Source organism: Streptomyces sp. NBC_00016 (assembly GCF_045040885.1).
Taxonomy (GTDB): Bacteria; Actinomycetota; Actinomycetes; order Streptomycetales; family Streptomycetaceae; genus Streptomyces; species Streptomyces coriariae.
Genome location: NZ_CP108304.1, coordinates 1,221,245 through 1,247,655, shown reverse-complemented (window position 1 = coordinate 1,247,655; position 26,411 = coordinate 1,221,245). Strand labels below are relative to the sequence as shown.

The window sequence follows — 26,411 nt, the reverse complement described above, 5'->3', positions numbered from 1 at the left end:
GAAGTGCCAACCAGCAATCTAGACGGGCGAGTTGAGCGGCGCGGAGCGTCCTCCCGATTCCGCCGCGGGCCCGAGCCGCGCCCAGCTCCGCTCGTCGCCCCACACGGCGGCCGCGCCGGTGTAGGGGCGCAGCAGCGCGGTCAGCGCCGGGTCGCCGCGGCCGCCCAGTTCGTCGGAGGCGATCCGGCGGGCGATGCCGGCCAGGAAGTCGGCGAGCTGCACCCGCGCGTCGAGCCGCGAGACGACGAGCCGGAATCCGGCCAGGCGGATGCCCCGCACCCGGGCCGCGCCCTCGATCCAGGCGATCCGCTCCGGGGTGAGCATGTTCTGCCGGTCGTGCGCCAGCCGGACCGGGCGGCCGCCGGCGCTCCAATGGGCGGCCGTGTGCAGGATCGAGGGCAGCAGGGGATTGAGGACAGGGGTCAGCACGAACGGTCCGTCCTGAATTCCGGCCCGGTAGGCGAGCGCGCGGGAGCGTTCCTCCGCGAGCCGTGAGAGCGTCTCGGCCACCGCCGTCCCCGGATACCGCTGCCGCAGTTCCTCGAGCGTGCGGAAGAAATGCCCGACGGGCTTTTCCGACGCGTCCTCGTGGCGTACCCACAGCAATTGGTTGGCCGCCTCCAGGAATTGTTTCCATTCCGCCTCGGTGAAAGTCCGCCGCCCGTGCCGAAACAGCGGGACAGCCGCCCCGGGGTCGCCGAGCAGCAGGTCGGCGGCCCGGTCCACCACGAAGAAGGACTTCTCGACGAGGTGTACGTGGGCGTGCCCGTACAGCGGACCCGATGCCGAGAGCAGCCATTCCAGCACCGCCCGGTGTTTCTCCCGGAGCAGATGGTTCGCCTTGTACTCCTCGGCCGGCGAACGGATCCGGTTCCGGATCTCCTGTACATGTCCGGCGGCGGAGTCGGCCGACAGCAGCACACTCGCATGGGCGAACACGTCCGTGTTCCCGCCGGTGAGGTTCTCGCCGTCCGAACCCGACTCGTCACAGGCGATCTCCGGAATGCCGCCGGCGTCCGCCACAGCTGTCCCGTTCAGGTGATCCCAGGTCACACCACAGCCCCCTATCTTGTGCCCCATGACCAGCATCCCGCACGAGACGCCCGGTGAACCGAACCCTTTACAGGCCCTCACGCTCGACCGGCTCCGATGTCGTACGAGCATGAAGTGGCGTACCCATCCGGCGGATGTCCTTCCGCTGTGGGTCGCGGAGATGGACGTGCCCCTCGCCGAGCCGGTCGTCGGCGCGGTGACGCGGGCCCTGGCGCTCGGTGACACCGGCTATCCGGCGGGCACGGCCTACGCCGAGGCGCTGGCCCTGTTCGCCGCGAAGCGGTGGGCCTGGGACGGTCTGGCGGTCGAGCGGACGGCGATCGTGCCCGATGTGATGCTGGGCGTCGTCGAGATGCTGAAGCTGGTGACGGGGCCCGGCGATCCGGTGATCGTCAACCCGCCGGTGTACCCGCCGTTCTTCCAGTTCGTCGCGCACCTGGACCGGCGGATCGCCGAGGCGCCCCTCGGCGCGGACGGCCGGCTCGACCTCGCCGTACTGGAGGACGCCTACCGGCGCGCCGTCGCCGGCGGTGGCCGCGCCGCGCATCTGCTGTGCAGCCCGCACAACCCGACCGGGACCGTGCACACGGCGCGGGAACTGGCCGCCGTGGCCGCGCTCGCCGGACGGTACGGCGTGCGGGTGGTCGCCGACGAGATCCACGCGCCGCTGACCGCCCCGGGGGCCGACTTCGTGCCCTACCTCGCCGTCCCCGGCGCGGAGAGCGGCCTGTCGCTGATGTCGGCCTCCAAGGGGTGGAATCTGGCCGGGCTCAAGGCGGCCCTGGCCGTCGCGGGCCCCGACGCGGCGGCCGACCTGGCCCTGCTGCCCGAGGAGGTGTCCCACGGACCGAGCCACGTCGGTGTGCTGGCGCACACCGCGGCTCTGCTGGAGGGCACGGGGTGGCTGGACGCCCTGCTGGCCGGCCTCGACGACAACCGGCGCCTGCTCACCGCCCTGCTGGCCGAGCGGCTGCCCGGCGTCGGGTACCGGCCGGGGGGCGCCACGTATCTCGCCTGGCTCGACTGCCGGGCGCTGGGCCTCGGAGACGATCCGGCCGCGGTCTTCCTGGAGCGGGGGCGGGTCGCCCTCAGCCGCGGGCTCGACTTCGGCACGGGCGGGGCCGGGCATGTCCGGCTGAACATCGCCACCTCGCCGGAGATCCTCACCGAAGGTGTACGGCGGATGGCGGCCGCCCTTCGCTGAGCCGCAGGTCTTCCCGCCGGACGGCCGCCCCACCGGAGCTCCTCCGGTGGGGCGGCCGTGTTCTGCGCGAGACGCGTGACGGTCGCATCGCAGCCCCCGCGTCACGGGCTCGCAATGTCACAGCCATGTCTTGACATACGGCTGAAACCGTTCGTAGCTTGGGCGCCTCAATTTAGATTCGTGAAGCGAGTTCACGAATATGAACGGAGTGTGCCCATGGGGGATCGCCGACGAAGTCGCCGCCCGGCCGCCACGCTTGCCCTCGCGGGACTGCTGTTCGGATCGGCCGCCTGCGGCTCCGGTGCGGACAGCGCCGGGAGCGGTGACCCGAACACCCTGGAGGTCTGGACCCGGAGCAATCCGGATCCCGCGGCCACGTACGAGCGGGTGTTCGCCGCCTTCACCGAGAAGACCGGCATCAAGATCGACTATCAGCCGGTCATCAACTTCGACCAGCAGCTCCAGAGCCGCGCGTCCACCAAGGACCTGCCGGACGTCATGATCAACGACACGGCGCTGATGGGCAGTTACCAGAGCCAGGGCCTGCTCCGGCGGATCGACCCGGCCGACATCGCCGGCGGCGACCTGATCGACGCCAAGACCTGGTCCTCCACCGTCGGCGTCGACGGCTCGCACTACGGGATCCCCTACTCCCGTCAGGCCATGACCCTGATGATCCGCAAGGACTGGCGCGAGAAGCTCGGTCTGCCGCAGCCGCGGACCTGGCAGGACATGCTCACCCTCGCCAAGGCCTTCGCCGACGACGACCCCGACGGGGACGGCAGGAAGAACACCTACGGGATGGTCGTCCCCGGCAGCGCCCAGAACGGCTACGCCGCCTGGTGGGGCGCCAGCTTCCTGTGGCAGGGCGGCGCCCGCATCATCGAGGCCACGAAGGACGGCGGCTATCGGCCGGTTGTCGACTCGGCCGCCGCCGTACGCTCCGTCTCCTGGCTGAAGAAGAATCTCTTCTGCACGTCTGACAACGCTGTCATCCAGCCGGGCGCCCTCACCGCCATCACCGGCAACGCCACCAACTTCCAGGACGGCAACGCCGGTATGTACCTCACCGGCCCCTACAACATCGCCACGTTCGACCAGGCCCTCGGCAAGGACAAGTTCGAGGTGGTGCAGGCCCCGGCCGGTCCGGCCGGCAACGACGTCCTCGCGGACGGCGAGAACATCTACTTCGGCGCCAGGACCGGCAAGACCGAGCAGGAACGGGCACTCGCCGCCTTCCTCGTCTCACCCGAGGGGCAGCGCCTCGCGATGACCGGCAAGAACCAGCCCGTCGTCCGGATCCCCGTCAACTCCACCCTCGACGCGGCGACCGTGCACAACGACCCCCGCTGGGGCGTCGTCCAGAAGGCCTACGAGGACGCCTCCGTGCAGTTCCCCAACGCGCCGGACTTCGCCCCCATCAAGCAGGACACCGCGGACGCCCTCAACGCGATCTTCACGTACTGCGGCAGCGACGTCCGCGCCGGCCTGAAAGAACTCGACGACACCCTCGCCGGCGACCTCAAGGACCAGGACCTGCTGAAATGACAGCCACGACAGCCCCCGTGCGCGGCTCCCGGGTCCGCAGCGCATTCAGCAAGCGAAACGTTTTGCCATGGGTGTTCCTCGCCCCCGGCCTGCTGCTCGCCCTCGTCTTCAAGTTCCTGCCCATGGGCAAGGGCGTCTGGCTCAGCTTCTTCAAGGTGCGGCCCTTCCTGGGCGACCAGTGGGTCGGCCTGGACAACTACACCCGCGTCCTCACCGACCACCGCTTCCAGGAAGCCATCGGGCACACCCTCCTCCTCGGCCTCGGACAGTCCCTCGGCGCCATCGCCGTCGGCTTCGCGCTCGCGCTGCTGCTGGAGGGCCAGGCCCGCTCCCTGAAGATCATGCGCACGGCCGTCTTCCTGCCGGTCGTCACCGCCACCGCCGTCGTCGGCGAGATGTGGCGGCTGCTGTACTACCCGACCTCCGACGGCATCATCAACCAGGGCCTCGGCCTCCTCGGCCTCGGACCGACCCAGTTCCTCGACAACCCGAACACCGCCCTGTGGGCCACCATGGTGATGAGCGTCTGGATGCTCGCCCCATACAACATGGTGATCATCCTCGCCGGACTGGCCGGGGTGGACCGGACGCTGTACGAGGCCGCCGCGATGGACGGCGTGTCGCTGTGGCAGCGCCTGCGGTACGTCACCCTCCCCGCGATCCGCCCCGCCCTCGGCATCGTCCTCACCCTCGCCGCCATCCGCGGCCTGCGCGTCTTCACCGAGGTCTACGTCCTCACCGGCGGCGGCCCGGCCGGCTCCACCGAGGTGTGGATGACCCGGGCCTACACCCTCGGCTTCACCCGCAACGACATCGGCGGCGCCTCCGCGGCCTCCGTCGTGCTGCTCTGCGTGACCCTGCTGCTCACCGTCACGGTCAATCACTTCCGCAAGAGGGGAGACGTGCGATGAGCGCACCCGCCATCGACCCCGTCCGGACACCCGCGCCGACGGCCACGACAAGGAGGTCCGCCAGGGCGGCCCGGGCCACCCCCGCCCGCTTCGACACCGCCCTCGGCTGGAGCGACCGGCCGGGCGCCGCACGGTGCCTGCGGATCCTGCTCTGCGCGCTCGCGATCGGCGTCTTCGCGGCGCCGTTCCTGACCATTGTCTCCGGCGCCTTCACCACGCACGCCAGCGGATCCTCCCTGTCCTTCCTCCCGCACGACAGCACCTGGCAGAACTTCCAGGTGGCGGGGGAGCGGGGCATCTGGGACTACTTCACCAACTCGCTCGTCATCGCCGGCGGCGCGCTGCTGCTCCAGCTCACGGTGTCCGTGCTGGCCGCCTACGCGCTGGCCCGGCACCGCTTCCGCGGCCAGGCCCTGATCCTCACCCTGTTCATGCTGACGATGATGCTCCCCGAGGAGGTCATCGCGATCCCGCTGTCCCTGGTCCTCGGCCATGTCCCGGTCGTCGGGCTGGACCTGAAGGGCACCGCGTGGGGCGTGATCCTGCCGCTCGGCGCCTGGGGCTTCTCCGTGATGCTCCTGACCGAGTTCATGAAGGACATCCCCACCGAGATAGAGGAGGCCGCCCGGCTCGACGGCGTCGGCGAGTTCCGCATGCTGTGGCAGATCGTCCTGCCGCTGTGCAAGCCCGCGCTCGGCGTCGCCGGTGTCCTCGGCTTCGTGATGATCTGGGACCAGTACCTGCTGCCGCTGATCGCCTCCAAGGACCCCACCGACTACACGGTCACCGTCGCCCTGTCCATTCTGCGCACCGACCCCGAGGTCGGGTCCGGAGTGGTCCTCGCCGGAGCCGTCATCGCCCTCGTCCCCAGCCTGATCGTCTACCTGCTCCTGCAGCGCTCGCTGGTCACCGGCATCGCGGCCGGCGCCACCAAGGGCTGACACCCCGGACAACCCCCCCGCCCACCACGCAGTTACGAGGGAGACATGAAGTTCCAAGGAGTGCTGTTCTTCCCGGTCACGCCGTTCGCCGCGGACGGCTCGCTGGACGCAGAACGGCTCGGCCGGCACATCGAGGCCGGAGTCTCGGCCGGCGCGGGCGGCGTGTTCGTCGCCTGCGGGACGGGTGAGTTCCACGCCCTCGACCCGGACGAGCTCGAACGCGCCACCCGGGTCGCCGTCGAGACGACCGCCGGACGCGTTCCCGTCCTGGCGGCCGCCGGCGGGCCGGTCCCCGTCGCCCGCGACCACGCCGTACGCGTGGCCCGGGCCGGCGCCGACGGCATCCTGCTGCTGCCGCCCTACCTGGTGACCGCGCCCCCACAGGGCCTGGTCCGCTACGTCGAGGAGGTCACCGCCGCCACCGACCTCCCCGTGGTCTTCTACCAGCGCGGGACCGCCCGCCTCACCGGTGCCACCGCCGCAGAGATCGCCGCCCTGCCCAAGGTCATCGGCCTGAAGGACGGCATCGGCGACATCGAGCACATGCAGCGCATCGTCCGGGCGGTACGGGCCGTTCCCGGCTCCGAGGACTTCCTGTTCTTCAACGGCCTGCCCACCGCCGAGACGACCGCCCCCGCCTACCGGGGAATCGGCGTCGGCCTCTACTCCTCTGCCGTCTTCGCCTTCGCCCCCGAGATCGCGCTCGCCTTCCACCGGGCCCTGTCGCAAGGGGACGACACCCTCGTTGCCCATCTCCTCGACGAGTTCTACGGCCCGCTCGTCGAACTGCGCGACGAGGTCCCGGGATACGCCGTGTCCCTGGTCAAGGCCGGGGTGACGATCCGGGGCCTGGACGTGGGCGGCGTACGGGCACCCCTGCTCGACCCCACGCCGGAGCATGTCGCCCGGCTCGCCAAGCTCATCGACCGGGGACTGGAGGCCGTCGCCGTATGACCACCCCTGCCACACGCATCCGCGAACTCGTCGTCACGCCCATCGCCTTCTCCGACCCGCCGCTGCTGAACTCGGGCGGCGTCCACGAACCGCTCGCGCTCCGGGTGATCCTGCGACTCGTCCTGGAGGACGGCACGGTGGGCCTCGGCGAGTCGCCCGGTGGTACGGCGCGCCTCGAACGGCTGATGGTCGCGGCCAGGACAGTCGTCGGCATGGACGTCTTCGACACGACCGCCGTGGCCGCCGCGATCGACGCCGCCCTGCTGCCGGGCGTGCCCAGCTCGCACGAGCGCGGCTGGACCACCTCGGCCGTCGAGGTCGCCTGCCTGGACGCCCAGGGCAAGCTGCTGGGCCGCCCGGTCTCCGACCTGCTCGGCGGCCGGGTGCGCGACTCCGTGCCCTTCGCCGCCTACCTCTTCTACAAGTGGGCCGAACACCCCGCGCTCGACGGCCGCCCCGCCATCGGCGACGACTGGCCCGAGGCGCTCGACCCGGCCGGGATCGTCGAGCAGGCCCGGCTGATGCGGCAGCGGTACGGCTTCGATTCGTTCAAGCTCAAGGGCGGAGTCTTCCCGCCGGACGAGGAGATCGCCGCGATCAGGGCGCTGGCGGAGGCGTTCCCCGGCCGGCCGCTTCGCCTGGACCCCAACACGGCGTGGTCGGTGGAGACCTCGAAGTACGTCGCCCGGCAACTCGACGGCGTACTGGAGTACCTGGAGGACCCGACCGGGACCATCGAGGGCATGGCGGCGGTCGCGCGGGACTCGCCGCTGCCGCTCGCCACCAACATGTGTGTCATCGCCTGGGAACACCTCAGGCCGGCCGTCGAGCAGAACGCGATCCAGGTACTCCTCACCGACCACCACTACTGGGGCGGACTGCGCCGCACCCGCGAACTGGCCGCCGTCTGCGAGGCGTTCGGGATCGCGCTGTCCATGCACTCCAACTCGCACCTGGGCATCAGCCTCGCCGCGATGACCCACCTCGCCTCGGCCATCCCGAACCTCGACCACTCCTGCGACACGCACTACCCGTGGAACAGCGCCGACGACGTGATCGTCCCGGGGGTGCTGGAGCTGTCGGACGGCGCGGTGAAGGTACCGACCGGCCCGGGGCTCGGCGTCGAGCTGGACACCGACGTCCTCGACCGGCTGCACCGCCGCTACCTCGACTCGGGTGTGCGACAGCGCGACGACACCGGGTACATGCGGCGGATCCGGCCGGACTACGAGCCGATGCTGCCGAGGTGGTGAGGCGTACGGATGCCTAGACTTCGGGCATGGCTGAGAACGCACTCGACCGGCTGGCAGCGGGCAAGTACCTGCTGATCACCAGCTATCGCAAGAACGGCACCGGGGTCGCCACGCCCGTGTGGGTGGTGCGGGACGGGGACGCGCTCGGGGTCTGGTCGGTCGCGGACTCCTGGAAGGTGAAGCGGATCCGGGCCCGCGGCGACGTCCTCGTGGGGCCCTGTGACGTCCGCGGCAACCCCACCGGCGAGCAGATCCCGGCCACCGCCGAGATCTGCGACGCGCCGACCACCGCCCGCTATCGCACCCTGCTCGCCCGCAAGTACGGCGTCGTGGGCCGCCTCACCCTGCTCGGCAGCCGACTGCGCAGGGGTCTGGACGGAACCGTCGGGATCCGCGTCACGCTGTGAGCCCGGAAACGGAGAAAGAGGGCCCGGACCGCGTGGTCCGGGCCCCCTTCGGGCAGCGCGTCCGTACTACGGCGCGTCCACGACCGTTCCCGTCGGCACCGGCCGGTCCGGCAGCGGCTCGGCGCTGTCGTCGGTCAGCGCGAGACGCATCGACTCGGCCGGCTCGGCCACCTGGTCCTTCACCGTGGGCACGGTGAAGTCGACCTCGGTGGTCCCGGCCCGGATGTTCAGCCAGACCCACAGGTTCGCGTCCGACAGCGGACGCTCCGGGTCGGGCACGTCACCGGAGTAGTCCAGCAGCCACTGCGGGTCCACGTCCTTGGTGGACAGCTCGGCACCCTCGGTGACCGGCAGCACCCGGACCGGCTGCCAGAAGTCCACGTCGGCGGTCTCGGAGAGGGTGATCCGCCAGCTCAGCGACTCGCCCTCGGTCACCCGGTCGGCGACCGGAGTCAGGGTCACCTCCGGCGCCGGGTCGTCGTTCTGCACCGTGACCCCGCCCCGGTAGGAGCCGACGACCGCGCCGCGCACGGCCTTCACGAGAAGGTCCTGTGTCACGTCGTAGGCGAAGCGGGTGTCGCCCTTCACCTCGATCGGCACGTCGATCGGCGTGCTGCCCGGCCGGACCGTGACCACCTTCTCCGTGGCCTCGAGGGTCTCCGGGTCGACGACATAGAAGCGGACGCGGCCGCTGCCGTGCCCGGACACCTGGACCGGGACGTGATAGGTGCGGGTGCCGGAGTCGCCCTCCTTGGCCGTGATCCGGCCGATGTCGACCCGCGGCAGCGCCGCCGCCCGGACCGCCGGCGTGCCGGGGGCCCAGCCCCAGGCGTCCATGAACCACGCCTGCCCGGACCCCGAACGCGGAGTCAGCGCAAGGGACTTGACGTGCCGTAGATCGAGGCCGGCGCGAGTGGCGGCGGACAGCGGGACACGCAGCTCGCGGGCCCAGTACGAGGCGGTGCGGTCGGAGCCCGGCAGGCCGTCGACCGTGACCCGGCCGAGCGAGGCGCGGCGGCCGGCCGCGTCGGTGACGGACACGTCCAGCTCGGTGCCGGTGGTGTTCGGCGGCACGAAGACCCGCAGCGCCAGGCTCTCGGCACCGGAGAGGGAGACCGGAGCAAGGGAACGGATCGTCGTCGGTGTGCCCGGCGCGGACCACTTCAGCGCGACCGCGCTCTTGCCGGAGTCCTTCTCCAGATCCCACCAGCCGAAGTGCGGGGACATCCCCGTGGCGTCCGCGTCCAGACACGACCTGGCCGGGTCGGGGTCCGCCCAGCACACCCGGCCGCCGGTCACCTCGACGCCGCCGTCGGGCACGAAGCCGCCCGTGCGGCGGGCGCCGACCGCGTGCGTCAGGACGCGTGCCGGGTCGGCGGAGGGCGCGCGCTTCCCGGTGCCGTCGAGCAGCGGGCGCACCCGGTCGTCACCGGCGACGAACAGCCGGGCCGCGGCGGCGATGTAGGTCGCGCCGGCCCGGTGCTGCTGGTCGGCGGTCAGCCGGGTGGGGGCACCGGTGGAGCAGACCGGGTCGGGCTGCTGCGCGTCCGGGTCCTCCCAGAAGTCGTCGAAGGAGGGCGCCACGGCCTTGCCCGGCGTCCACTCGGTGTTGAAGAAGTTGTGGTTGGCGCCGACCATGTAGACCGCGCTGTGCAGGGCCTTGCCGTTGCTGATGCCGCGCGTCCCGTCGAGGTACGTCTCGCCCTCGAGATCGGCGACGTCGCCGTCGCAGCCGGGCAGGATGGTCGCGGAGGGGACGTCGGCGACCGGATTCTGGCCGAAGATCGTCGGTCCGACGAGAACGGTCCCGCGGATCTTCCAGCGGACCGGGCCCCGGTAGCCGTCCTGCGCGGCGGGCGGCGGGTACAGGCTGTCCAGGGCGGCGCGGTTGACGCCCTCGCCGCCGCGCGAGTGGCCGACGAGCAGGACACGGGAGAGGTCGGCCTTCGTCGCGGCGGGCACCGACGCCGGGGCGTGGTCCGGGTGCGCGGCCCAGTCGGCCCACGTGGCGAGGTGCCGGCGCACCAGCGAGGAACGCGCCTGCGCACCGCCGTCCTCGGCCTCGCCGTCCTGGCCGTTGATGCCGTTCGCGGAGATCGACACCGTGACGTAGCCCTGCGAGGCGAGGAGCTTCTGGTCCTGGAGGTAGCCCTGGTAGCTCGGGATCGACTTCTTGCCGGCCGGGCAGGGCCAGGAGATGTCGAAGTCGTCGCTGCCCGGCTGGTAGCAGGTGGTGTGCCGGCCGTGCAGGAACAGTGCGAGGGGCCGCTTGCCGGTGGTCCCCTTCGGTGCCACCACGACGGCTTTCATCTCCACCGGTTGGGCGAAGCCCGGCAACTTCACCGGGGCGAGGTCGTACTCGCCGCTGGCCGTGCGGTACGCGCCCGGCCTGCCGGGGTCGACGGAGTTCGCCGGAGCAGGAGCCGGGGCCTGGGCCGGGGGCTGCTCGGCGGTGGGGGAACGCCGTTCACCCGGGGCGGAGTTGTCGGCCGGGGCGGAGTTGTCGGCGGCGTCCAGACGGCGCCCGCCGGCCAGGACCCGCAGGTCCTTCAAGGGGGCGTCCCCCGCGTCGGCGAGGGAGAGCCGGAACGTGCGGCCGTCCTTCTCCGTCTTCGGTACGCCGAGCAGTCGGTCGCCCGAGCGGAACTCCACGCGGGCGTCGCCGAGGGGCACGGGCGTGGGCGACCGCCAGACCAGCGCACGAGCGGTGCCCTCCCCGCCGACCTGCCATCCCTGCGGCAGCGCGCTGTCGGTGGTCGTGGTCGTCGGTCTTGTCTCGGAAGGCTGTCGGGCTTGTGCCAGTCCCGGTGTTCCCGCCAGGGCCGCGAGCGCGGCCACGGCGGTGACACCTATTCGCCGGGCACGGATCAAGGTCCACTCCTCAACACTCGGAGGCGGGGGCCCCGTCCGTATCGGGAGCCCCTCGCGCCCCGAAGGAAGCGAAAGCACCTCTGTGGGTTGCCTGTGACCGGGAATCAGGTGGGCCGAGCGCAAAGATCCGGACAGCGGGGACCCGCTGTCCGGACTCGGCCCGGTGACGCGAAGGTTCTAGTGCCAGGCCCGGTACGGCTCGTCGAGGAGCTGGAAGACCGGTTCGCCGCGCACCGGGTCCTTGACCGTGGACAGCCGGACGCGGTCGCCGCTGTGGATGCCGATGAGCGGGCCCATGACCCGGCCGCGTACGACGAACCCCTCGGCCATCTCGACCAGGGACACATTGCGGGCGGCGGGGGTGTTGCGGTTCACCACCGTGGCGTGGCGGACGGTGCCGGCGCCCTCGCTGCGTTCCGTGCGCAGGTCGCTGCCCTGACACACCGGGCACAGCAGCCGGTGGTACATGGCGGTGCCGCACCAGGTGCAGCGCTGGAAGAGGATCGTGTCGCCGTCGGTGCTCGCGCGGTCGAGGACGCCCGCCGCGGAGCCGGCGGCCTGCTGAACGGCGTTTCCTGAGTAGTGGTACACGCGGGTCAACTCCCTGCACTCGGCCGGAATCCACGTGCCCGGCCCACCCGTGCACGCACGTGCCCGGTCAGCCGTGCCACCGTGCACGCCCACAGCGTATGGCACTCAGTGCCACTCGTAAAGGCACTGCGTACCCACAATATTGAGGGGGTTCGGCGAGGGTCCGGCGAGGGTCCGGAGGGGGCGCGGCGGGGGTGCGGAGGGGGGTCAGTCCCGTCCGAGGGTCGTCTCGATCTCCTGCACCACACGCCACAGCGGTGCCCCGCGCCGGGAGACCACCACGACGACGTCGTCCGGCATTTCGTCGGCGGGCGGCATCGGGAGCGAGGGGAACGCAGGGCCTGCCGTTGCTGCCGTTGCCGCCGTGGATGTCGGGGCGGTCGGGGCGGTCGGGGCGGTCGGGGGTGCGCCGAACGCCGACTGCACGTACCCCAGCGCATGGTCCACGGTCGTGCTCGCGTCGCCCTGTCCGGCCGAACGCAGCCAGGAGCGCAGGGCGTTGTTGTGCGCGGCGACCACGGCGGCCGCGATCACGTCGGCGTGCAGGTTGCCGTCGGGCCGGCCGGTGAAGCGGCCCCGGAGGTACTCGGCGAGGGCGCGCTCGTAACGCCAGACGACCGACAGTTCGTACGCCCGCAGCCCGGGGACCTGCTTGGTGAGCCGGTAGCGCTGGACGGAGAAGGAAGGGTTCTCGGCGTACATCAGCAGGACGAGACGAGCGGCGTCACAGACGCGGCGCACCGGCTCGTGCTCCTTGCCGCTCGCGGCGAGGAAGGCCGTCATGTCGGCGAGGCACCGCTCGTGGTCGGGGAAGACCACGTCCTCCTTGGAGGGGAAGTAGCGGAAGAAGGACCGCCGGCCGACGCCCGCCAGGGCAACGATGTCGTCGACGGTGGTCTGCTCGTAGCCCCGCTCCAGGAACAGCCGGAAGGCCGCCGCGACCAGGGCGTCCCGCATGGGCGGTTTGGCCTCCGCCTTGTGAGTGGCGCTCATGGACGCGAACGTAACACCTGATCGGCGCCGATGGCACTCAGTTCCCTCCGTCGGGGAACCGAGTGCCCGGCGCCGGGTGCCGGTGTCACATCCGCTCGGCGGCCTCGACCACGTTGGTCAGCAGCATCGCCCGCGTCATCGGCCCGACCCCGCCGACCGGCGGCGAGAAGGACCCGGCGACATCGCTCACGTCGGGGTGGACGTCGCCGAGGATGCCCTCGACCGTGCGCGTCAGGCCGACGGACAGCACCGTCGCGCCCGGCTTGATCCAGTCGGGCCTGACCAGGTGGGCCACTCCGGCCGCGGCCACCACCACGTCCGCCTCCCGGGCGTGCGCGGCCGTGTCCTGGGTGGCCTCGTGGCACAGGGTCACGGTGGCGTGCTCGGTGCTGCGGGTCAGCATCAGGCCCAGCGGCCTGCCCACCGTGACACCGCAGCCGATGACGCAGAACTGCTGGCCCGTGATCTCCACCCGGTTGCGCCGCAGCAGGTCGATGATGCCGCGCGGGGTGCAGGGCAGCGGGGCCGGGATGCCCAGCACCAGCCGGCCGAGGTTGGTCGGGTGGAGTCCGTCGGCGTCCTTGACCGGGTCGATCAGCTCCAGGACGGCATGGGTGTCGATATGGGCCGGGAGCGGGAGCTGCACGATGAAGCCGGTGCAGGCCGGATCGGCGTTGAGCCGCAGCACGGCGGCCTCGACGTCGGCCTGGGAGGCGTCGGCGGGGAGTTCCACGCGGATCGAGGCGATGCCGACCTGCGCGCAGTCGCGGTGCTTGCCGCCGACGTAGGAACGGCTGCCCGCGTCATCGCCGACGAGGATCGTGCCCAGCCCCGGATGGATGCCCCGCTCCTTCAACGCCTGGACACGGAGGGCGAGTTCGTTCTTGATGTCGGCCGCGGCGGCCTTGCCGTCGAGCAGTGTTGCGGTGGTCACGGGAGTCGACGAGCCCTTCGGGAGAAAAACGACGGTCCTGTCATCGTACGACCCGCGCGCCCACCGCCCCTCGCGAGTCCCGGGGGCCGCGGCCGTCCCTCCTGCCGGGGCGGTCCCGCCCCGGACCGCCCGCACGCCGTCTGACGTAACCTTTCCGCACCGTTCGACCGTCACCAGGAGACCGCATGTCCGCCGCCCGCCCCCGTCTCCTCTACGTCACGGACCTCGCCTACCAGGCACGCGGGCGCCGGTACTGCGACGAGGACGTCTTCCTCACCTCCCGGCTGCGCGCGGAGTTCGACCTGGCCCTGTGCCACCCGCTGGACGCGGCCGCCCTGATGCACTCCTTCGACGGCGTCGTCGTCCGCAACAGCGGCCCGGTCCTGGGCTATCGGAAGGAGTACGAAGCCTTCCGGGAGCGCGCGCTCCACGACGGCGTACGCGTCTACAACCCGCTCACCGGCCGCGCCGACATGGCCGGCAAGCAGTACCTCCTCGATCTGAGCGCCGCGGGCCACCCCGTCATCCCCACCGTCGACCGCCCCGAGGACCTGCACCGGCTGCCCGAGGCCGAGCGGTACGTCGTCAAGCCCAAGCTCGGAGCCGACTCCATCGGCCTGCGGATCCTCCCGCCCGACGCGCTCCCCGCCCTGGCCGACGGCTCGGTGCTGGTCCAGCCGTGCGTCGACTTCGCCTACGAGGTGTCCTTCACCTACATCGACCACGACTTCCAGTACGCCCTGTACGCACCCCATCCCGACCGCCGCTGGCAGCTGGAGCCCTACCGGCCCACCGTGCGGGACCTGGAGTTCGCCCGGCGCTTCATCGACTGGAACGGCCTCGCGCACGGCATCCAGCGCGTCGACGCCTGCCGCGCCCCGGACGGCGAACTGCTGCTGGTCGAGCTGGAGGACCTCAACCCGTACCTCTCCCTCGACGCCCTGGACGAGGCCGGACAGGACTCCTTCGTCGCCGCGACGAAGCGTTCCCTGCACCGTTTCCTCGCGGGCTGAACCCGTCCGCCCGTCCGCCCGTATCTCTCCTGGGGGACCCACGGGAGGGAGACGAGCGTGCCGACACCGGACGAAACCGGAAAGCCGCACGAACGCCCGGTCCTGGAACCCATCCGGGTCCTGCGACCGCGCAACACCGACGCCCTCGCGGAGCTGTTCCGCGAGATGGCCGAACTGACCCAGGACCCGGACGCCTACGAGGCCATACCTCTGCGGCCCGAGGCGGCCGGGGACGACGCGGAGACGGAGGAGCTCCCGCCACTGGACCACCTCCGCACGGCGACCACGGCCACGGCCACGCGGATGACCACGCCGACGCCACGCGGCGGCCGGGACTGGGCGAGTGAGCACGGCGGCCCCCGGCCCCTGCCCGGCGGCGACGGCCCCGGCGGCCGCAGAGGTGCGGCGCGGGAGCGGAGCGGCTCGCGGGCCGCGCCGGCGGCGGAGGGTGCGCGGGCCCGCGCCCGCACCGGGTCCGGCGCGGGTGTGCGACGCGGCGCCATCACGGTCGGCGTGTGCGCGGCAGCCCTCGTCGGCTTCGCCTGCGCGCTGCTGCTGCCGGGCCGGGGCGGCGAGGCCGCCGCGCAGACACCTCCGCCGACGGCGGCCACGCCTTCCCCGGCCGCCACCGCGGCCGAGTCCGCCGACCCGGACGGAGCCGGCACCCTGCGGGAGGGGGACAGCGGCGCCGAGGTGACCGACCTCCAGCAGCGCCTGCTGCGCATCCCGGACGTGTACGCCAACGGCCCCACCGACGGCCGTTACGGCACCGTTCTCACCGAGGCCGTGGCGCGGTTCCAGCTCTGGTACGGCATCCGCGGCGACGAGAGCGGCGTCTACGGCGACGACACCCGCCGCGATCTGGAGTCCCGTACCGCCTCGGCCGGCGGATGACTGGGTAAAGCCTCGGGAACGGGCCACGGCCGGGCCGTGTGCCGCGTGTCACCATGGACGGCGGGCCGGCGCGCGTTCGGCACCCCGGCCCGTCGAGCCGAAAGCCGTCCGCATGAACGTGTCCCGCATCCCGGGTCTGGTGCTGCCCGTCGTGTTCCTGCTGGCCGTCGTCGTCGGGGCGCTGTGGTACTGGCGGCACCGCGACGACTGAGCCGTCCTACGGCTCGGCGTCCGCCGGCACCCGGATGTCGAGCACGCACACGTCGTCCCGTCCCTCGGGTTCCAGCGTCGCGCCGAGCAACTGGTCCAATGAGGTGGGCGCGGTGCCGGTCCGGGGTGCGGCGGCCCTGGCCAGTCGCTCCAGGCCGAGGTCGATGCTCTCCGAGGGCCGCTCCACCAGACCGTCGGTGTAGAGCAGGATCTGGTCGCCGGGCTCCAGGCGGACCTCCGCCGCCTCGTAGCGCGGCGCGTCGGTCGCGCCGAGCAGCATCCCGAAGGGACGCTCGAGATAGTGCGCCTCACCGGCGCGCACCAGCAACGGCGGCGGGTGGCCGGCCTGCGCCCACTCCAGCCGCCGTTCGCGCGGGCTGTAGCGGGCCAGCACCATGGTGGCCGAGCCGTGCGGGTCGCGGGAGTGCAGCAGCAGGGCGTTGAGGCGGCTGAGGGCTCCGGTCAGCGTCGAACCCGTGATGACCATGCCCTTGGCGGTGAACCGCAGCAGGGCCATCGAGGCCACGGCGCCCATGCCGTGCCCGGCCACGTCACCCACCACGAACAGGGCGTCGCCGTCGGGCAGTTCGATGGCGCTGAACCAGTCGCCGCCGACGCTGAGGCCCGACTGCGCGGGCAGGTAGGCGATGTCGACGCGCAGCCCGGCCAGCCGGACGGGCTCCTTGGGCAGGGGCAGCAGCGCGTCCTGCAGCCGGGCGGCCACCAGGCGCTCGGCCTCGAGCACGCCGTGCTGGGTGAGCATGGCCCGCTCACTGGCGACGAGGGCGAGTTCGGCGCTGCGCTGCGCGGTGAGGTCCTGCACGAAGCCGTGCACCTCGACGGGCGTGCCGTCGGCGTCCGAGACGGCCTCGGCGACCACCCGCAGATGCCGGACGCCGGCCCGGGTGGAGATCCGGAACGGCACGTCGCACGGCCGCCCGTGCCGCACCAGCTCGCCGACGGCGCGGGCGAGCGTCGGCAGGTCCTCGGGGGAGGCGAGGCGCGGCAGCCCGGAGAGCGGGACGACACCCAGTGCGGCATCGCGCTCGAAGATGCTGAAGACCTGGGAGGACCAGGTCCCCTCGCCCGTGTCCAGGTTCCAGGTGACCCAGCCGAGGTTGCCCAGCCGCTGCACGTCCGCCAGCCGCTGCTCCTGCCGGTCGGAGGGATCGTGCCGGACCCAGCTGACGACCAGCCCGTCGCCCAACCCCCTCACCCGCGCCGAGTAGGTGGCCAGCTCGCTGACCCCGGACACCATCTGCTGCCGGGCGAACGGCTCGCTCTCGTACGGCCGTTCGTCGGCCAGCACCTGGAGGCATCCCTCCCACAGCGGATCGCGGGCGACCTCCGGCCAGCACTCCAGGAAGCGCAGGCCGACCAGCTCGCGCCCGCTGCGGCCCACGGCGTCGGACGTCACGCTGGTCGCGGCATCGATGCGGAAGTCCTCGACGTCCCCCGACGCGGAGCGCAGCGGGGCGAGGAGCACGGCCGCGACCGGCAGCCGGTCGAGCACCGTCTGCACGGCGTCCGCGGCCTCGCCTGCGGGGTCCGGCCGGGTGCCGAACGTGTGCAGCGGACCGGCGCACAACCGGGCGACGGCCAGCAGGTGTTCGCGCACCGGGGGCGGGAAGGCGCCCTCGCGGTGGCGCAGGATCCCGAGCACGACGTCGGCCGACTCGCCGGTCACCACCGGCAGCCAGGCCCGGGACGGCCACCGCTCGGGCGGGTTCCCGATCAGCCGGTACCGCTCGCCGTCCTCCGGGAGGTTCTCCAGCCAGCGGGCCTGCCCGGCGGTGAGGGCGTCCAGCGCGGCGATCCCGCCGACCGGCGGCACCCGGCTCCACTGTTCGGCCAGCGTCCTGTCGATGCCGGCGTGCCCGGTGAGCTCCAGTCCGCCGCCCGGCCGTCGAGCGAAGATCATCACGGCGCCGGCGCCCACGTCCGCGGCGAGCCGGTCCAGCAGACACCGGGCGAGATCGTGCGGGGTGCCGACACGGACGAGGGCCCGGCTCAGGCGGCCGAGGGCCGCGGCGTCGATCTCGTCGGGGGCGGGCCCGGGCGTGGTCCTCACCGCGGGGGGTTCCGCCGGAGTCGGCTCGGCGGCGCCGTGCGGCTGGGCGGAGAGCGCGCCGAGGCTGATCCAGCACTCCTCGAGCAGCGTCCGCTCCCTGGCCTTGGCCCGCTGCTGAAGCTCCTCCTGCGCGGCGTCCGGCGAGCAGCCGAGCTGCGCCATCACCGCGCCCTTGGCGCGTTCCAGCACGGCCGAGGTGGCCGCCAGATCCTGCAGCCGGTCCAGCTCCGCGCGCTGGCGCGCCACGACCCGGGTCAGTGCCGCCATGTCGGGCACCTCACCGGACTGGGCGGGCAGGGCGGGTTCGCTCGTCACGCCTTGAGCATGGCACATCGGGATGACTTCGATCGGGGTCTTGCGGCAACGCTCCCGCCAGGCGTGATGCCCGTCCGGGGGAGGCGAACGGATCTTCCCGTTCAGCGTCCGGAGGTCTGCTCGACCAGGGCCTGGGTGACCGCTCGGACGCTGCGGGCGATGTGCTGCAACTGCATGACCTCGGCCGCGTACATCTTGATCGTGTGCTCGATGACGGACTCGGGCAGGCCCAGCCGGGGCAGGTCGGCGCGGGCGGTCTGCAGCGCGGTGCGGGCCACCCGGACCTCGTTCTGGACCTGGATCTGCGCATGACGGGCGAGCAGTACCGGGTGGCGCAGCAGCGCCGGGTAGCTCGCGTAGCGCGCGGGCACCAGCTCGCGCAGCCACTTGGCCGCCGAGCGCTCCCAGTCGTAGCTGCCGGGAGTCTTGACCTGGCACGGCCAGTCCGAGCTGATGCGCGTCGTCGTCAGGGTCATGATCATCGCTTCCGGTGTTGGCGTCGTGACGGTGGTCCGACGGTTCGGGGCGGCCCCGGCCCAGGGGAAGACCGGGGCCACCACGGGCGCTCGCGCAAGCGATGCCCCGAACACCCTGGGCGCCGACGCGGGTAGGGGACGGCGGCTTCGGGTGCTCGTACATGAGCCCTTGGCGGGCGGATGCGGCCGTGAGCAGTATTTATATATGCCGACTGCTTTGCAAGACGTATGAAAACATTCATGCGCGAAATGCCCGCAATGATCCCTCTGTGTATTGCCGGGGGAGGGGGGTGGCCTTCGGGAGGCCGGTCACTCACGCAGGAAGAACTGGTGCTGCTCGGCGATCTGCTCGTACTCCTCGAGCCGCGCCTGGGTGCGTTCGGGTCCCGCGTCCGTCATGGCCTGGAGCAGCGCCGCGGCCATCACGCCGGGAGCCGCGTAGGAGTCGAAGACCAGACGGGAGCCGGTGCCGGTGGCGAAGGTGGCGTCGGCCTCGTCGGCCACCGGCCCCAGCGCCAGGTCGGTGATCAGCGCGACCTTGAGACCGGCACTGCGCGCGACCCGTACGGCGGTCAGCGTCTCCTGCGCGTGCCTCGGCATCGAGAACGCCAGCACCCAGGTCCCGCCCGCCTCCCGGGACTGCAGGAGCGCGTCGTAGGCGACGCTGCCGCCCCGGGTCACCAGCCGCACGTCCGGGTGGACCCGGCGGGCGGCGTAGGCGAAGTACTCGGCGAGCGAGACGGAGATCCGCAGCCCCAGGACGGTCAGCGGCGTCGACTGCGACAGCTTGCGGCCCACGTCGATGACCCGGTCCGGGTCGGCGAAGTCGCGCCGCAGGTTCTCCAGGTTCTCGATCTCCGCCTCGACCGCCGCCTGAAGCTCGTTGCTCCGGTTCACCTCGGCCGCCGCCGGACCCCCGGCCAGGGCGCCCAGCGCGATCGACTGGAGCCTCTCCCGCAGCGCGGGATACCCGCTGAAGCCGACCGCCGCGGCGAACCGGGTCACCGAGGGCTGGCTGACCCCGACGCGGTCCGCGAGGTCGGTGATCGACAGGAACGCCGCCTCGGTGATGTGCTCGATCAGATACTGGGCGATGCGCCGTTGCCCCGGGGACAGATGGGGTCCGTCGAAGAGCGCCCTGAGCCGGGAGGTCGGGGACACCTCCGTCTCCGGACCGGTTCTGCCCGAGGTGATCGCGGATGCCTGTGCGCGTGCCTGTTGCGGCGATGGCACCGGTGCGCCTCCTTTGTCTTCCACGGGCTCAACATACTTCAGCCACAGCGCCCGACAGGGTGGGCGAAGACGCCCCTCGCACACCCGGTGATCGTGGATTACCGCCGGTACAGCGTGATCGAGTCGCCGACCTCGTCGACCGGCCGGCTGGAGCGCAGCAGCACGGCCAGCCCGTCCCTGGCCTCGGCGACCGCGGAGTCCGACACGGCCAGCAGCCCGTGCACCTGCCCCGGCGGCACCCGCCTCGGGTCGGAGGCCTCGATGCCGTAGTAGGCGGGCACCCCGCTGCCCTTGTACACGAGCCACACCCGCTCCCCCCGGTAGCGGCCGTGCAGCCGGTCCGCCAGCCGGCCGAGGTCCTGGCCCCAGTCCACGTTGGAGTCGTGCAGCCGCAGATGCGTCCTGGCCGGCCCGCCGAACGCCTCGTTGGAGTACGGCAGGTAGTAGGGGTAGGTCCGCAGCGAGCTGACGGCGACGAACACCGTCAGCGCCCCCACCACCACGGGCGCCCACCGCCGGCGCACCGTCAGGACGCACCCCGCGGCCACCGCGAGGAACATCGGCAGGAAGACGGCGTACCGGGTCCCCAGGTCCCGGGCCCCGGTCATGGCCGAGGCCAGCAGCACGGCGGCCGGGACCAGCACGTACGGCGCCGCGGGCCGCAGCCGTCGCACCGCGACCATCGCGACCGCCCCGGCCGTCCACAGGGCGAGCATGCCGAGCGGCGTCTTCACGACCAGGGCGACCGGCAGGTAATACCAGCGGGCGCCGGAGTACCGGTGCCCGAACAGGAAGCCCTGCCACGACCGGTTCTCCAGGCCGAACTGGATCCGCATGCCGTCCCGGTACGCCTCGGGGAAGGGCAGCATCCGGACCAGGTGCCCGTGCAGGCCGTGCACGACGGGCACATGGGTCGCCCCGGGATCCCGGCGCAGCAGCGGGTCGACCACGAGATACGCGGCCCAGACCACGGCGACGGCGGTCACGGTCACCACTCCCGCCGCCCGCAGCGCCCGCCGGGCGTCGCGGGGCCGCCCGGCGCACACCGACAGCGCCGCCAGGGCCGCCAGCACCGGGACCGCGGGCAGCGTGCTCATCTTCGTGGCGAGCGCCGCGCCCAGAGCGGCCCCGGCGAGCGGCAGGCAGCGGCGCGCCCTGCCGTCGCGGGCCCGCCACAGCAGCCACACCGAGGTCAGCAGGAAGCCCGCCGCCGGGACGTCGAGCGTCGCCAGCGAGCCGTGCGCGACGACGTCGGGGGAGAGGGCGTACAGGGCCAGCGCCGTCAGCGCGGGCGCGGGCCCGGCGAGGTCACGGGTGAAGGCGAACACCACTAGGCCGAACAGCAGGGTCAGCGCGATCACCGGCAGCCGGGCCCACAGCATCAGCCGCCAGGGGTCGTTGCCGGACTCGTAGAGGAGGTGACGGCCCGCCGCCTCCTGGGTGCCGGTGAACGACGGATCGACGTGCGGGCGGGCGAAGGCCACGCCGACGGCGACGACGAGTTTGCCGAGGGGCGGGTGCTCCGGGTTGAGCCGCACCCGGTGCTCGTGGAGGTAGCCGGCCGCCGCGGCGACGTACACCGGCTCGTCGATGGTCGGGGTCTGCCGAACCGCCGTGGTGACCATCGCGACAGCCATCTGGGTCAGCAGGACGGCGACCAGGACCGGGACGAGCAGGCGCCGGCGGGCCGACCGCGGGGGCCGCGCCGGCTCCGCGTCGGGGGTGGTCTCCAGGACCGGATGCGGTTGGGTTGCCATCGTCCGCCCTGCGGTGACACCGGCCGGGCGGCGGCCGGAGCCGGTGCGGAGCCGCCTCGGGGGCTCGCTGCGCACCGGCTCCCGCCGCGAAGGGTGTTACCGCTTCAGGAGTCGTACCGACAGACCGTCTGCCGTGTACACGGGTACGGCGCGCAGGCGGTCGGAGTTCAGCTCGACACGGTCGAACTGCCCGCGCAGCGCGGAGGCGTCGATCACCGGGACCGTCGTCCCCGCGGCCGGCGGCCGGTCGGCGTCCAGGCGCAGCGACAGCACGGCGCCCCGGTCCAGCCGGACCCGCCCGGACACCGTGAGGACGGGCCCGTGGTGCCCGCGCAGCGTCAGGTCCAGCACCGCGCCGGACTCCTGGGCCCACGCGCCCCGCACCCGCACCGGGGCGTCCGCGCGCAGCGTGCCCCCGGTCAGCCGCACATCGCCCTGGCCGAGAGCATTGGCGTGCCCGGCGACGAGCACGCCCTCCGCCAGCACGGTGCCGCCGTGGTAGCGGTTGTGCCCCGTCAGCGTGAGCGTGCCCGAGCCGCGCTTGGTGAGACCGCCCTCGCCCTCGATGTCGTGGCGCCAGACGTCGGCGGCGTCGAAACCGCCCTTCGACGCGTCCAGGGTGACCGTGACGTCGGAGTCGAAGGCGCCGTACCCGTCCGCCGCGGCGAACAGGTTCAGCCGGCCCCACTGCTCGAAGCCGTCGAGCATGACGTACCCGGAGGGCAGCGCGGTCGTGCGCAGCACCTCGCGGCGCTGGGCGGCCGTCAGATACGGCAGCCGGGTCTCCAGCAGCACCTCGGCGCCCTTGGGCACGGTGAGGGGCGTCCTGCGGCCCTGGCGCTCGAGGACATAGGTCAGGCGGGGCTCGTTGGCCCGTGCGTTGGCCTCCCGGTCGGCGTACGCGTCCGAGGCGTCGGAGTGGGCGTAGGCGGGCAGGGTGTCGGCCGTGGTGCCGGTCTTCTCGGTGAAGTAGGCCAGGGCCTGGGCGCGGGCGGCCGCCTTGAGCGCGGCGTTGGCCGGGTCGGCGAGCGCGGCGGCGGCGAGGGCGGTGGCCATGATGCGGCCGCCGAGGACGTCCACCGTGGAGTGCATGCCGGAGACGATCCGGGTGTGGCTGAGTTCGAGGGCCCGGGTCACCAGCTCCTGGAACCGCTCGGGCACCGCGTACGCGAACGCCAGCGACGCCAGGTGGAAGGCGTTGGTGTGCCCGCTGGGGAAGCCGCCGTCGTCGGTCGCGGAGGTACCGCGCTGACGCAGCAGCTGCGGGACGACGACCACCTTCGAGTCGTACACCGGGAAGCCGAGGGCATCGGTCTTCCCGGTGTCGACGACCTCGCTGTTCTCGTTCATGCGCCACGGGCGCGGGTACTGGAAGGCGTACTTGCCCGGGTTGCCGGAGGCGAACGGGCCGCGCACGGTGTCGACGAGCTTGGCGACCTGACCGAGGTCGGAGGTGTAGGAGCCGGCGCCGATGGCGGAGCCGGCGGGCGCGTCCGCGGGCACGGCGTCACTGATCGTGGTGGCGGGAGTGGTGTCCGGCGCGCTGGTGATCGACGTGACGGCCTTGGCACCGGTCTTGTAGAGATCCGTCAGGGGACCGAGTCCGGCGATCATCGCGTAGCTCTGGTGCTGACGGTCGTAGACGAACGCCTGGCGGCCCGCGGCCTCCGTGCGGGAGCGGGTGACCGCGATGCAGTAGCGCATGTTGGCGCGCAGTATCTCCGGGCGCAGCGGGGTGCCGGTGTTCCAGGCGGCGCCCGTCTTCCACACCTGGGCGAATCCGCCCAGGATCCGCACCACGGCGTTGGTCTCGGGCATGAGGTTCGTCGTGAGGTTCGTCTTGTAGTCGTCGACGAACGGCAGCGGGCCGGCGGCGGCCTTCGCGTCGGCGGCGCCCAGCCAGGAGACGAGCGTCGGAGCGGCCACCAGGGCAGCCGAGCCGCCGAAGGAGACCTTCAGGAAGCGCCTTCTGTTCACGGCCGAGGGGGTGGACTGCCCGGCGGGTGACGGCATGAGTGTGCCTCTCTCGAGTTCTTCGGCCGTGCGGCCGGGGAGGACGTGCGGGATACCTGTGGGGATACGTGCGGGGCACGTGCGATCGGGTGCGGCTCGTCTGCCCTGTGACGACGTGTGAGCCGGAAGACGCGTACGAGCGAAGATCTACGGCCGAGTCGTGTCGCTTCCGCGATGACCCGGCGACCGGTGCGTGTCCTGCGGGTGAACGAGCGGCCCGCGCCTCACAGGAGGGCACGCGCCAACGCCACCGCGCCCTCGACCGGCGGCACGGTGAGCGGCTGCGGCCGCGCCCCCGGCACCACGTCGGCGAGCGCGGCGGCGAACGCCTCGTAGAGCGCCGGCTGGCCGAGCACCGTGCCGCCCGCCACGACCACGTCGTCGACCGCGACGCCGCGTGCGGCCAGGCGGGCGACGAGCGCGGCGAGCGCCGCACCGGCGTCGGCGATCACGGAGCGGGCGAGCGCGGAGCCGTCGGCCGCCGCCGCGAAGACGGCGGGCGCGCGGCGTCCCCACTCGGCGGAGACGTCCGAGGCGCCCTCCAGGGCCGCGCCGAGCGCCGGGACCTCGGGCACGCCGAAAGCGGCGAGAAGGCTCCGGGCCAGGGCTCCGGGTTCCTCGCCGCGGTCGTGGGCCGCCCATACGGCCCGGGCCGCCTCGCGGACCAGACCGGCGGCGCCGCCCTCGTCGCCGAGGACCGCGCCCCAGCCGCCGACCTGGACGGGGTCACCGCCCGGGAGGCGGCCCACCGCCACCGAGCCGGTGCCGGCCACGAGGCCGACGCCCTTGTCGAGTCCGGCGGCGGGTACGAGCAGTTCGGCGTCGCCCACCACGCGCGCGGGCACACCGAGGGAGAGCTGAAGGGCATCGCGGATCTCCGCGCACTGGCGGGGTGTCTCGCAGGCGTGCGCGCCCACGGCGAAGGCGGCCGGGCGCACGCCCTCGGGCAGCGTCTCGCGGACGAGGCGGGTGAGCCAACGTGCGGCGGCGGCCGCGTCGTGCGGCCGCCAGCCGGCGCTGGCGCGGACGTGGTCGGTCACGACGGCGTCGCCCGTGAGGGCGCGGAGATGGGTTTTGGTGCCGCCCACGTCGACGCCGACCACGAGGGCGGCCGAAGGTGGAGAGTCCTGCACGGATCCTCTTTCGTCGTTGCTGCGTCGAGCTGCGACGGCGGGCGAACCGTGTCTGGGGGATTGCGGATCGGTGAACTAGGGAAGCCCCGGGACGGGCTTCTGACGAGCACGGCAGGCGAGTACCGTGAAGTTCGTTAGGAAGTTAACTAACGAAGTACAGTGCGTCAAGAGTAATCGCGCACTCGACCGTCCAGGCTCCCTTCGGGCCGCCGCGGGACGGGAACGCGCGACGTCGGAGCATCCCATCGCCGCAGCCCGCCGGGACGACCGGTCCGGGCGCGCGGCCCTGTACCCGTGTGGGGGAAACTGTGGAACTCGACGTGGCGGAAGCCCCCCGCCTGACCGAGAGCGCGAGTGCGGTGTTCGCCGTGCTGGCCCAGGCGGGCAGCGCGACCCGGCCGCAGCTCGCGAGCCTGGCGGGCCTGTCCAAGCCGACCGTGTCGGCCGCCGTGGCGGAGCTGGAAAGCGCCCGGCTCGCCACGCACTCCGGGACCTCGTCCAGCGGCACCGGGCGTTCCGCGGCCGTCTACTGCCTCGGGCCGGCCGCCGGGGCCGTGCTCGCCGTCGACCTCGGCCCCGCCCTCACCCGGGTCCGCAGCTGCGCCCTGGACGGCTCCCTGCTCGCCGAGGCGACCGCCTCCCGGACGGATGCCGCCGACGCCGTACGCGAGGCGCTCACCGCGCTGCCCGCCGGCCTTCCGCTGCGCAGCATCGTCGTCGCCGTCGGTGACGTGGCCGCGCGGGACCGGCAGGGCAGCGGTATGCGCCCGGCGACCGCCAAGGCGGGTCCGGTCTTCGACGCCATGGCCGTCGCGCTGCCGCCGGGCGTGCCCGTCCACCTGGAGAACAACGTCAACTGCGCCGCGCTGGCGGAGCTGCACGAGGGGGCCGCGCGCGGCCGGCACACCTTCGGATATCTGCGGATCGGCGTGGGCATCGGCCTCGGCATCGTCGTCGGCGGCTCGGTGCTGCGCGGCTCGAACGGCGCCGCCGGAGAGCTGGCCCGGCTGCCCTACCCCTGGGACGACGGCCGTGAACCGCGCCAGGAGGCCCTGGAGGAGTACATCGGGGCACGTTCCCTGCTGCGCCGGGCCGCGGCGGCCTGGCAGGGCACCGACGGCCCCTGCCCGCGCACCACCGAGCGGCTCTTCGCCCTCGCCGGGGAGGGCCGTGCCCCGGCCCTCGAGGTCGTCGGCCGCCATGCCGCGGACGTGGGTCGGCTGGCCGCCGCCGTGACCGCCGTGCTGGACCCGGGCCTGATCGTGCTGGGGGGCAGTACGGGCGCGGATCCGCAGCTCCTGCCCGGTGTGCGGGCCGAGCTGGCGCGGCTGAGCTGGCCCACCGAGGTGGTCAGCAGCACGGTCGGGGACACCGGCACCGTCGCGGGTGCCGCGCGGCTCGCGGTCGCCCGGGGAGTCCAAACCGTGACCGAGGCCGCGCGGGCCAAGGATTGACGGCCCGCAACTCAGTCTGCCAATGTCCGGACAAGCGCTTTCTAAGTCGGTCGGGACGCCGGCTTGGGTTGAGCATCCCGCCCGTACGTGAAGTACGGCAGCCGCACGAGGGCGTGCTTGTGCGACGACGGCCCTCATGGCCGGGGATCCCACCCGTTGAGGCGACGCGGCCGGGCGAGGCC

The 26,411-nt window shown here is 72.8% G+C and carries 21 protein-coding genes; 10 read left to right on the top strand and 11 right to left on the bottom strand.

Annotated elements, in window-relative coordinates; genetic code table 11:
- Window positions 1-18: 18 nt before the first annotated feature.
- Window positions 19-1,053: a hypothetical protein gene (locus tag OG933_RS05605; RefSeq protein WP_405625697.1), complete on the bottom strand. Its 1,035-nt coding sequence runs from the start codon at window positions 1,051-1,053 to the stop codon at window positions 19-21.
- A 25-nt stretch (window positions 1,054-1,078) separates the two neighbouring features.
- Between OG933_RS05605 and OG933_RS05600 the strand changes: the two genes are divergently transcribed.
- The 7 genes from OG933_RS05600 to OG933_RS05570 all read left to right on the top strand — a co-directional run bounded on the left by OG933_RS05600 (window position 1,079) and on the right by OG933_RS05570 (window position 8,271).
- On the top strand, window positions 1,079-2,257 hold the full coding sequence (locus tag OG933_RS05600; RefSeq protein WP_405625694.1) for a MalY/PatB family protein: 1,179 nt from the start codon (window positions 1,079-1,081) through the stop codon (window positions 2,255-2,257).
- Window positions 2,258-2,473: 216 nt separating this feature from the next.
- Window positions 2,474-3,805: a sugar ABC transporter substrate-binding protein gene (locus OG933_RS05595; protein WP_362519764.1), complete on the top strand. Its 1,332-nt coding sequence runs from the start codon at window positions 2,474-2,476 to the stop codon at window positions 3,803-3,805.
- Window positions 3,802-4,716: a sugar ABC transporter permease gene (locus tag OG933_RS05590; RefSeq protein WP_362519767.1), complete on the top strand. Its 915-nt coding sequence runs from the start codon at window positions 3,802-3,804 to the stop codon at window positions 4,714-4,716. Before OG933_RS05595 ends, OG933_RS05590 begins: the two co-directional genes overlap by 4 nt.
- Complete coding sequence (locus OG933_RS05585; protein ID WP_362519770.1) at window positions 4,713-5,657, top strand: carbohydrate ABC transporter permease; 945 nt, start codon at window positions 4,713-4,715, stop codon at window positions 5,655-5,657. The genes OG933_RS05590 and OG933_RS05585 overlap by 4 nt, the downstream gene beginning before the upstream one ends.
- 45 nt (window positions 5,658-5,702) lie before the next feature.
- Window positions 5,703-6,611, top strand: a complete 909-nt coding sequence (locus tag OG933_RS05580) for a 5-dehydro-4-deoxyglucarate dehydratase (RefSeq protein ID WP_362519774.1) — start codon at window positions 5,703-5,705, stop codon at window positions 6,609-6,611.
- Complete coding sequence (locus OG933_RS05575; RefSeq protein ID WP_362519777.1) at window positions 6,608-7,864, top strand: glucarate dehydratase family protein; 1,257 nt, start codon at window positions 6,608-6,610, stop codon at window positions 7,862-7,864. The genes OG933_RS05580 and OG933_RS05575 overlap by 4 nt, the downstream gene beginning before the upstream one ends.
- A gap of 26 nt (window positions 7,865-7,890) precedes the next feature.
- Window positions 7,891-8,271: a PPOX class F420-dependent oxidoreductase gene (locus tag OG933_RS05570; RefSeq protein WP_362519780.1), complete on the top strand. Its 381-nt coding sequence runs from the start codon at window positions 7,891-7,893 to the stop codon at window positions 8,269-8,271.
- Window positions 8,272-8,337: 66 nt separating this feature from the next.
- Here OG933_RS05570 and OG933_RS05565 read toward each other — a convergent pair whose 3' ends face one another.
- From OG933_RS05565 to OG933_RS05550, 4 genes are all read right to left on the bottom strand, one after another.
- Window positions 8,338-11,142 (bottom strand): alpha/beta hydrolase family protein, encoded by a 2,805-nt coding sequence (locus tag OG933_RS05565; protein WP_405625689.1) that lies wholly within the window; start codon window positions 11,140-11,142, stop codon window positions 8,338-8,340.
- A 177-nt stretch (window positions 11,143-11,319) separates the two neighbouring features.
- A complete protein-coding gene (locus OG933_RS05560) occupies window positions 11,320-11,733 on the bottom strand; it encodes a Zn-ribbon domain-containing OB-fold protein (RefSeq protein ID WP_020129036.1) in 414 nt (137 codons plus the stop codon).
- Window positions 11,734-11,940: 207 nt separating this feature from the next.
- Window positions 11,941-12,690, bottom strand: a complete 750-nt coding sequence (locus OG933_RS05555; protein WP_405633247.1) for a TetR family transcriptional regulator — start codon at window positions 12,688-12,690, stop codon at window positions 11,941-11,943.
- A 121-nt stretch (window positions 12,691-12,811) separates the two neighbouring features.
- Window positions 12,812-13,660, bottom strand: coding sequence for a bifunctional methylenetetrahydrofolate dehydrogenase/methenyltetrahydrofolate cyclohydrolase (locus tag OG933_RS05550; protein WP_020129038.1), 849 nt, complete (start codon window positions 13,658-13,660; stop codon window positions 12,812-12,814).
- 185 nt (window positions 13,661-13,845) lie between these two features.
- Between OG933_RS05550 and OG933_RS05545 the strand changes: the two genes are divergently transcribed.
- Entirely contained in the window at window positions 13,846-14,673 is an 828-nt protein-coding gene (locus OG933_RS05545; RefSeq protein ID WP_362519787.1) for a hypothetical protein, read from the top strand.
- Window positions 14,674-14,730: 57 nt separating this feature from the next.
- Entirely contained in the window at window positions 14,731-15,567 is an 837-nt protein-coding gene (locus tag OG933_RS05540) for a peptidoglycan-binding protein (RefSeq protein WP_405625687.1), read from the top strand.
- A gap of 217 nt (window positions 15,568-15,784) precedes the next feature.
- Here the strand turns inward: OG933_RS05540 and OG933_RS05535 are convergent, their stop codons facing one another.
- The 6 genes from OG933_RS05535 to OG933_RS05510 form a co-directional block, all read right to left on the bottom strand.
- Window positions 15,785-18,115: a SpoIIE family protein phosphatase gene (locus tag OG933_RS05535; protein WP_405633245.1), complete on the bottom strand. Its 2,331-nt coding sequence runs from the start codon at window positions 18,113-18,115 to the stop codon at window positions 15,785-15,787.
- A 149-nt stretch (window positions 18,116-18,264) separates the two neighbouring features.
- Complete coding sequence (locus OG933_RS05530; protein WP_020129043.1) at window positions 18,265-18,645, bottom strand: hypothetical protein; 381 nt, start codon at window positions 18,643-18,645, stop codon at window positions 18,265-18,267.
- A 303-nt stretch (window positions 18,646-18,948) separates the two neighbouring features.
- Window positions 18,949-19,872, bottom strand: a complete 924-nt coding sequence (locus OG933_RS05525) for a MurR/RpiR family transcriptional regulator (protein WP_054241013.1) — start codon at window positions 19,870-19,872, stop codon at window positions 18,949-18,951.
- Between the two features lie 98 nt (window positions 19,873-19,970).
- Window positions 19,971-21,629 carry a glycosyltransferase family 39 protein gene (locus tag OG933_RS05520; RefSeq protein ID WP_405625686.1) on the bottom strand — a complete coding sequence of 553 codons (1,659 nt, stop codon included), beginning with the start codon at window positions 21,627-21,629 and terminating at the stop codon, window positions 19,971-19,973.
- A 96-nt stretch (window positions 21,630-21,725) separates the two neighbouring features.
- Window positions 21,726-23,642 carry a phosphatase PAP2 family protein gene (locus tag OG933_RS05515; RefSeq protein ID WP_405625685.1) on the bottom strand — a complete coding sequence of 639 codons (1,917 nt, stop codon included), beginning with the start codon at window positions 23,640-23,642 and terminating at the stop codon, window positions 21,726-21,728.
- 224 nt (window positions 23,643-23,866) lie between these two features.
- On the bottom strand, window positions 23,867-24,775 hold the full coding sequence (locus tag OG933_RS05510) for a BadF/BadG/BcrA/BcrD ATPase family protein (RefSeq protein ID WP_405625682.1): 909 nt from the start codon (window positions 24,773-24,775) through the stop codon (window positions 23,867-23,869).
- Between the two features lie 320 nt (window positions 24,776-25,095).
- Between OG933_RS05510 and OG933_RS05505 the strand changes: the two genes are divergently transcribed.
- Entirely contained in the window at window positions 25,096-26,229 is a 1,134-nt protein-coding gene (locus OG933_RS05505; RefSeq protein WP_362519802.1) for an ROK family transcriptional regulator, read from the top strand.
- Window positions 26,230-26,411: the final 182 nt, after the last annotated feature.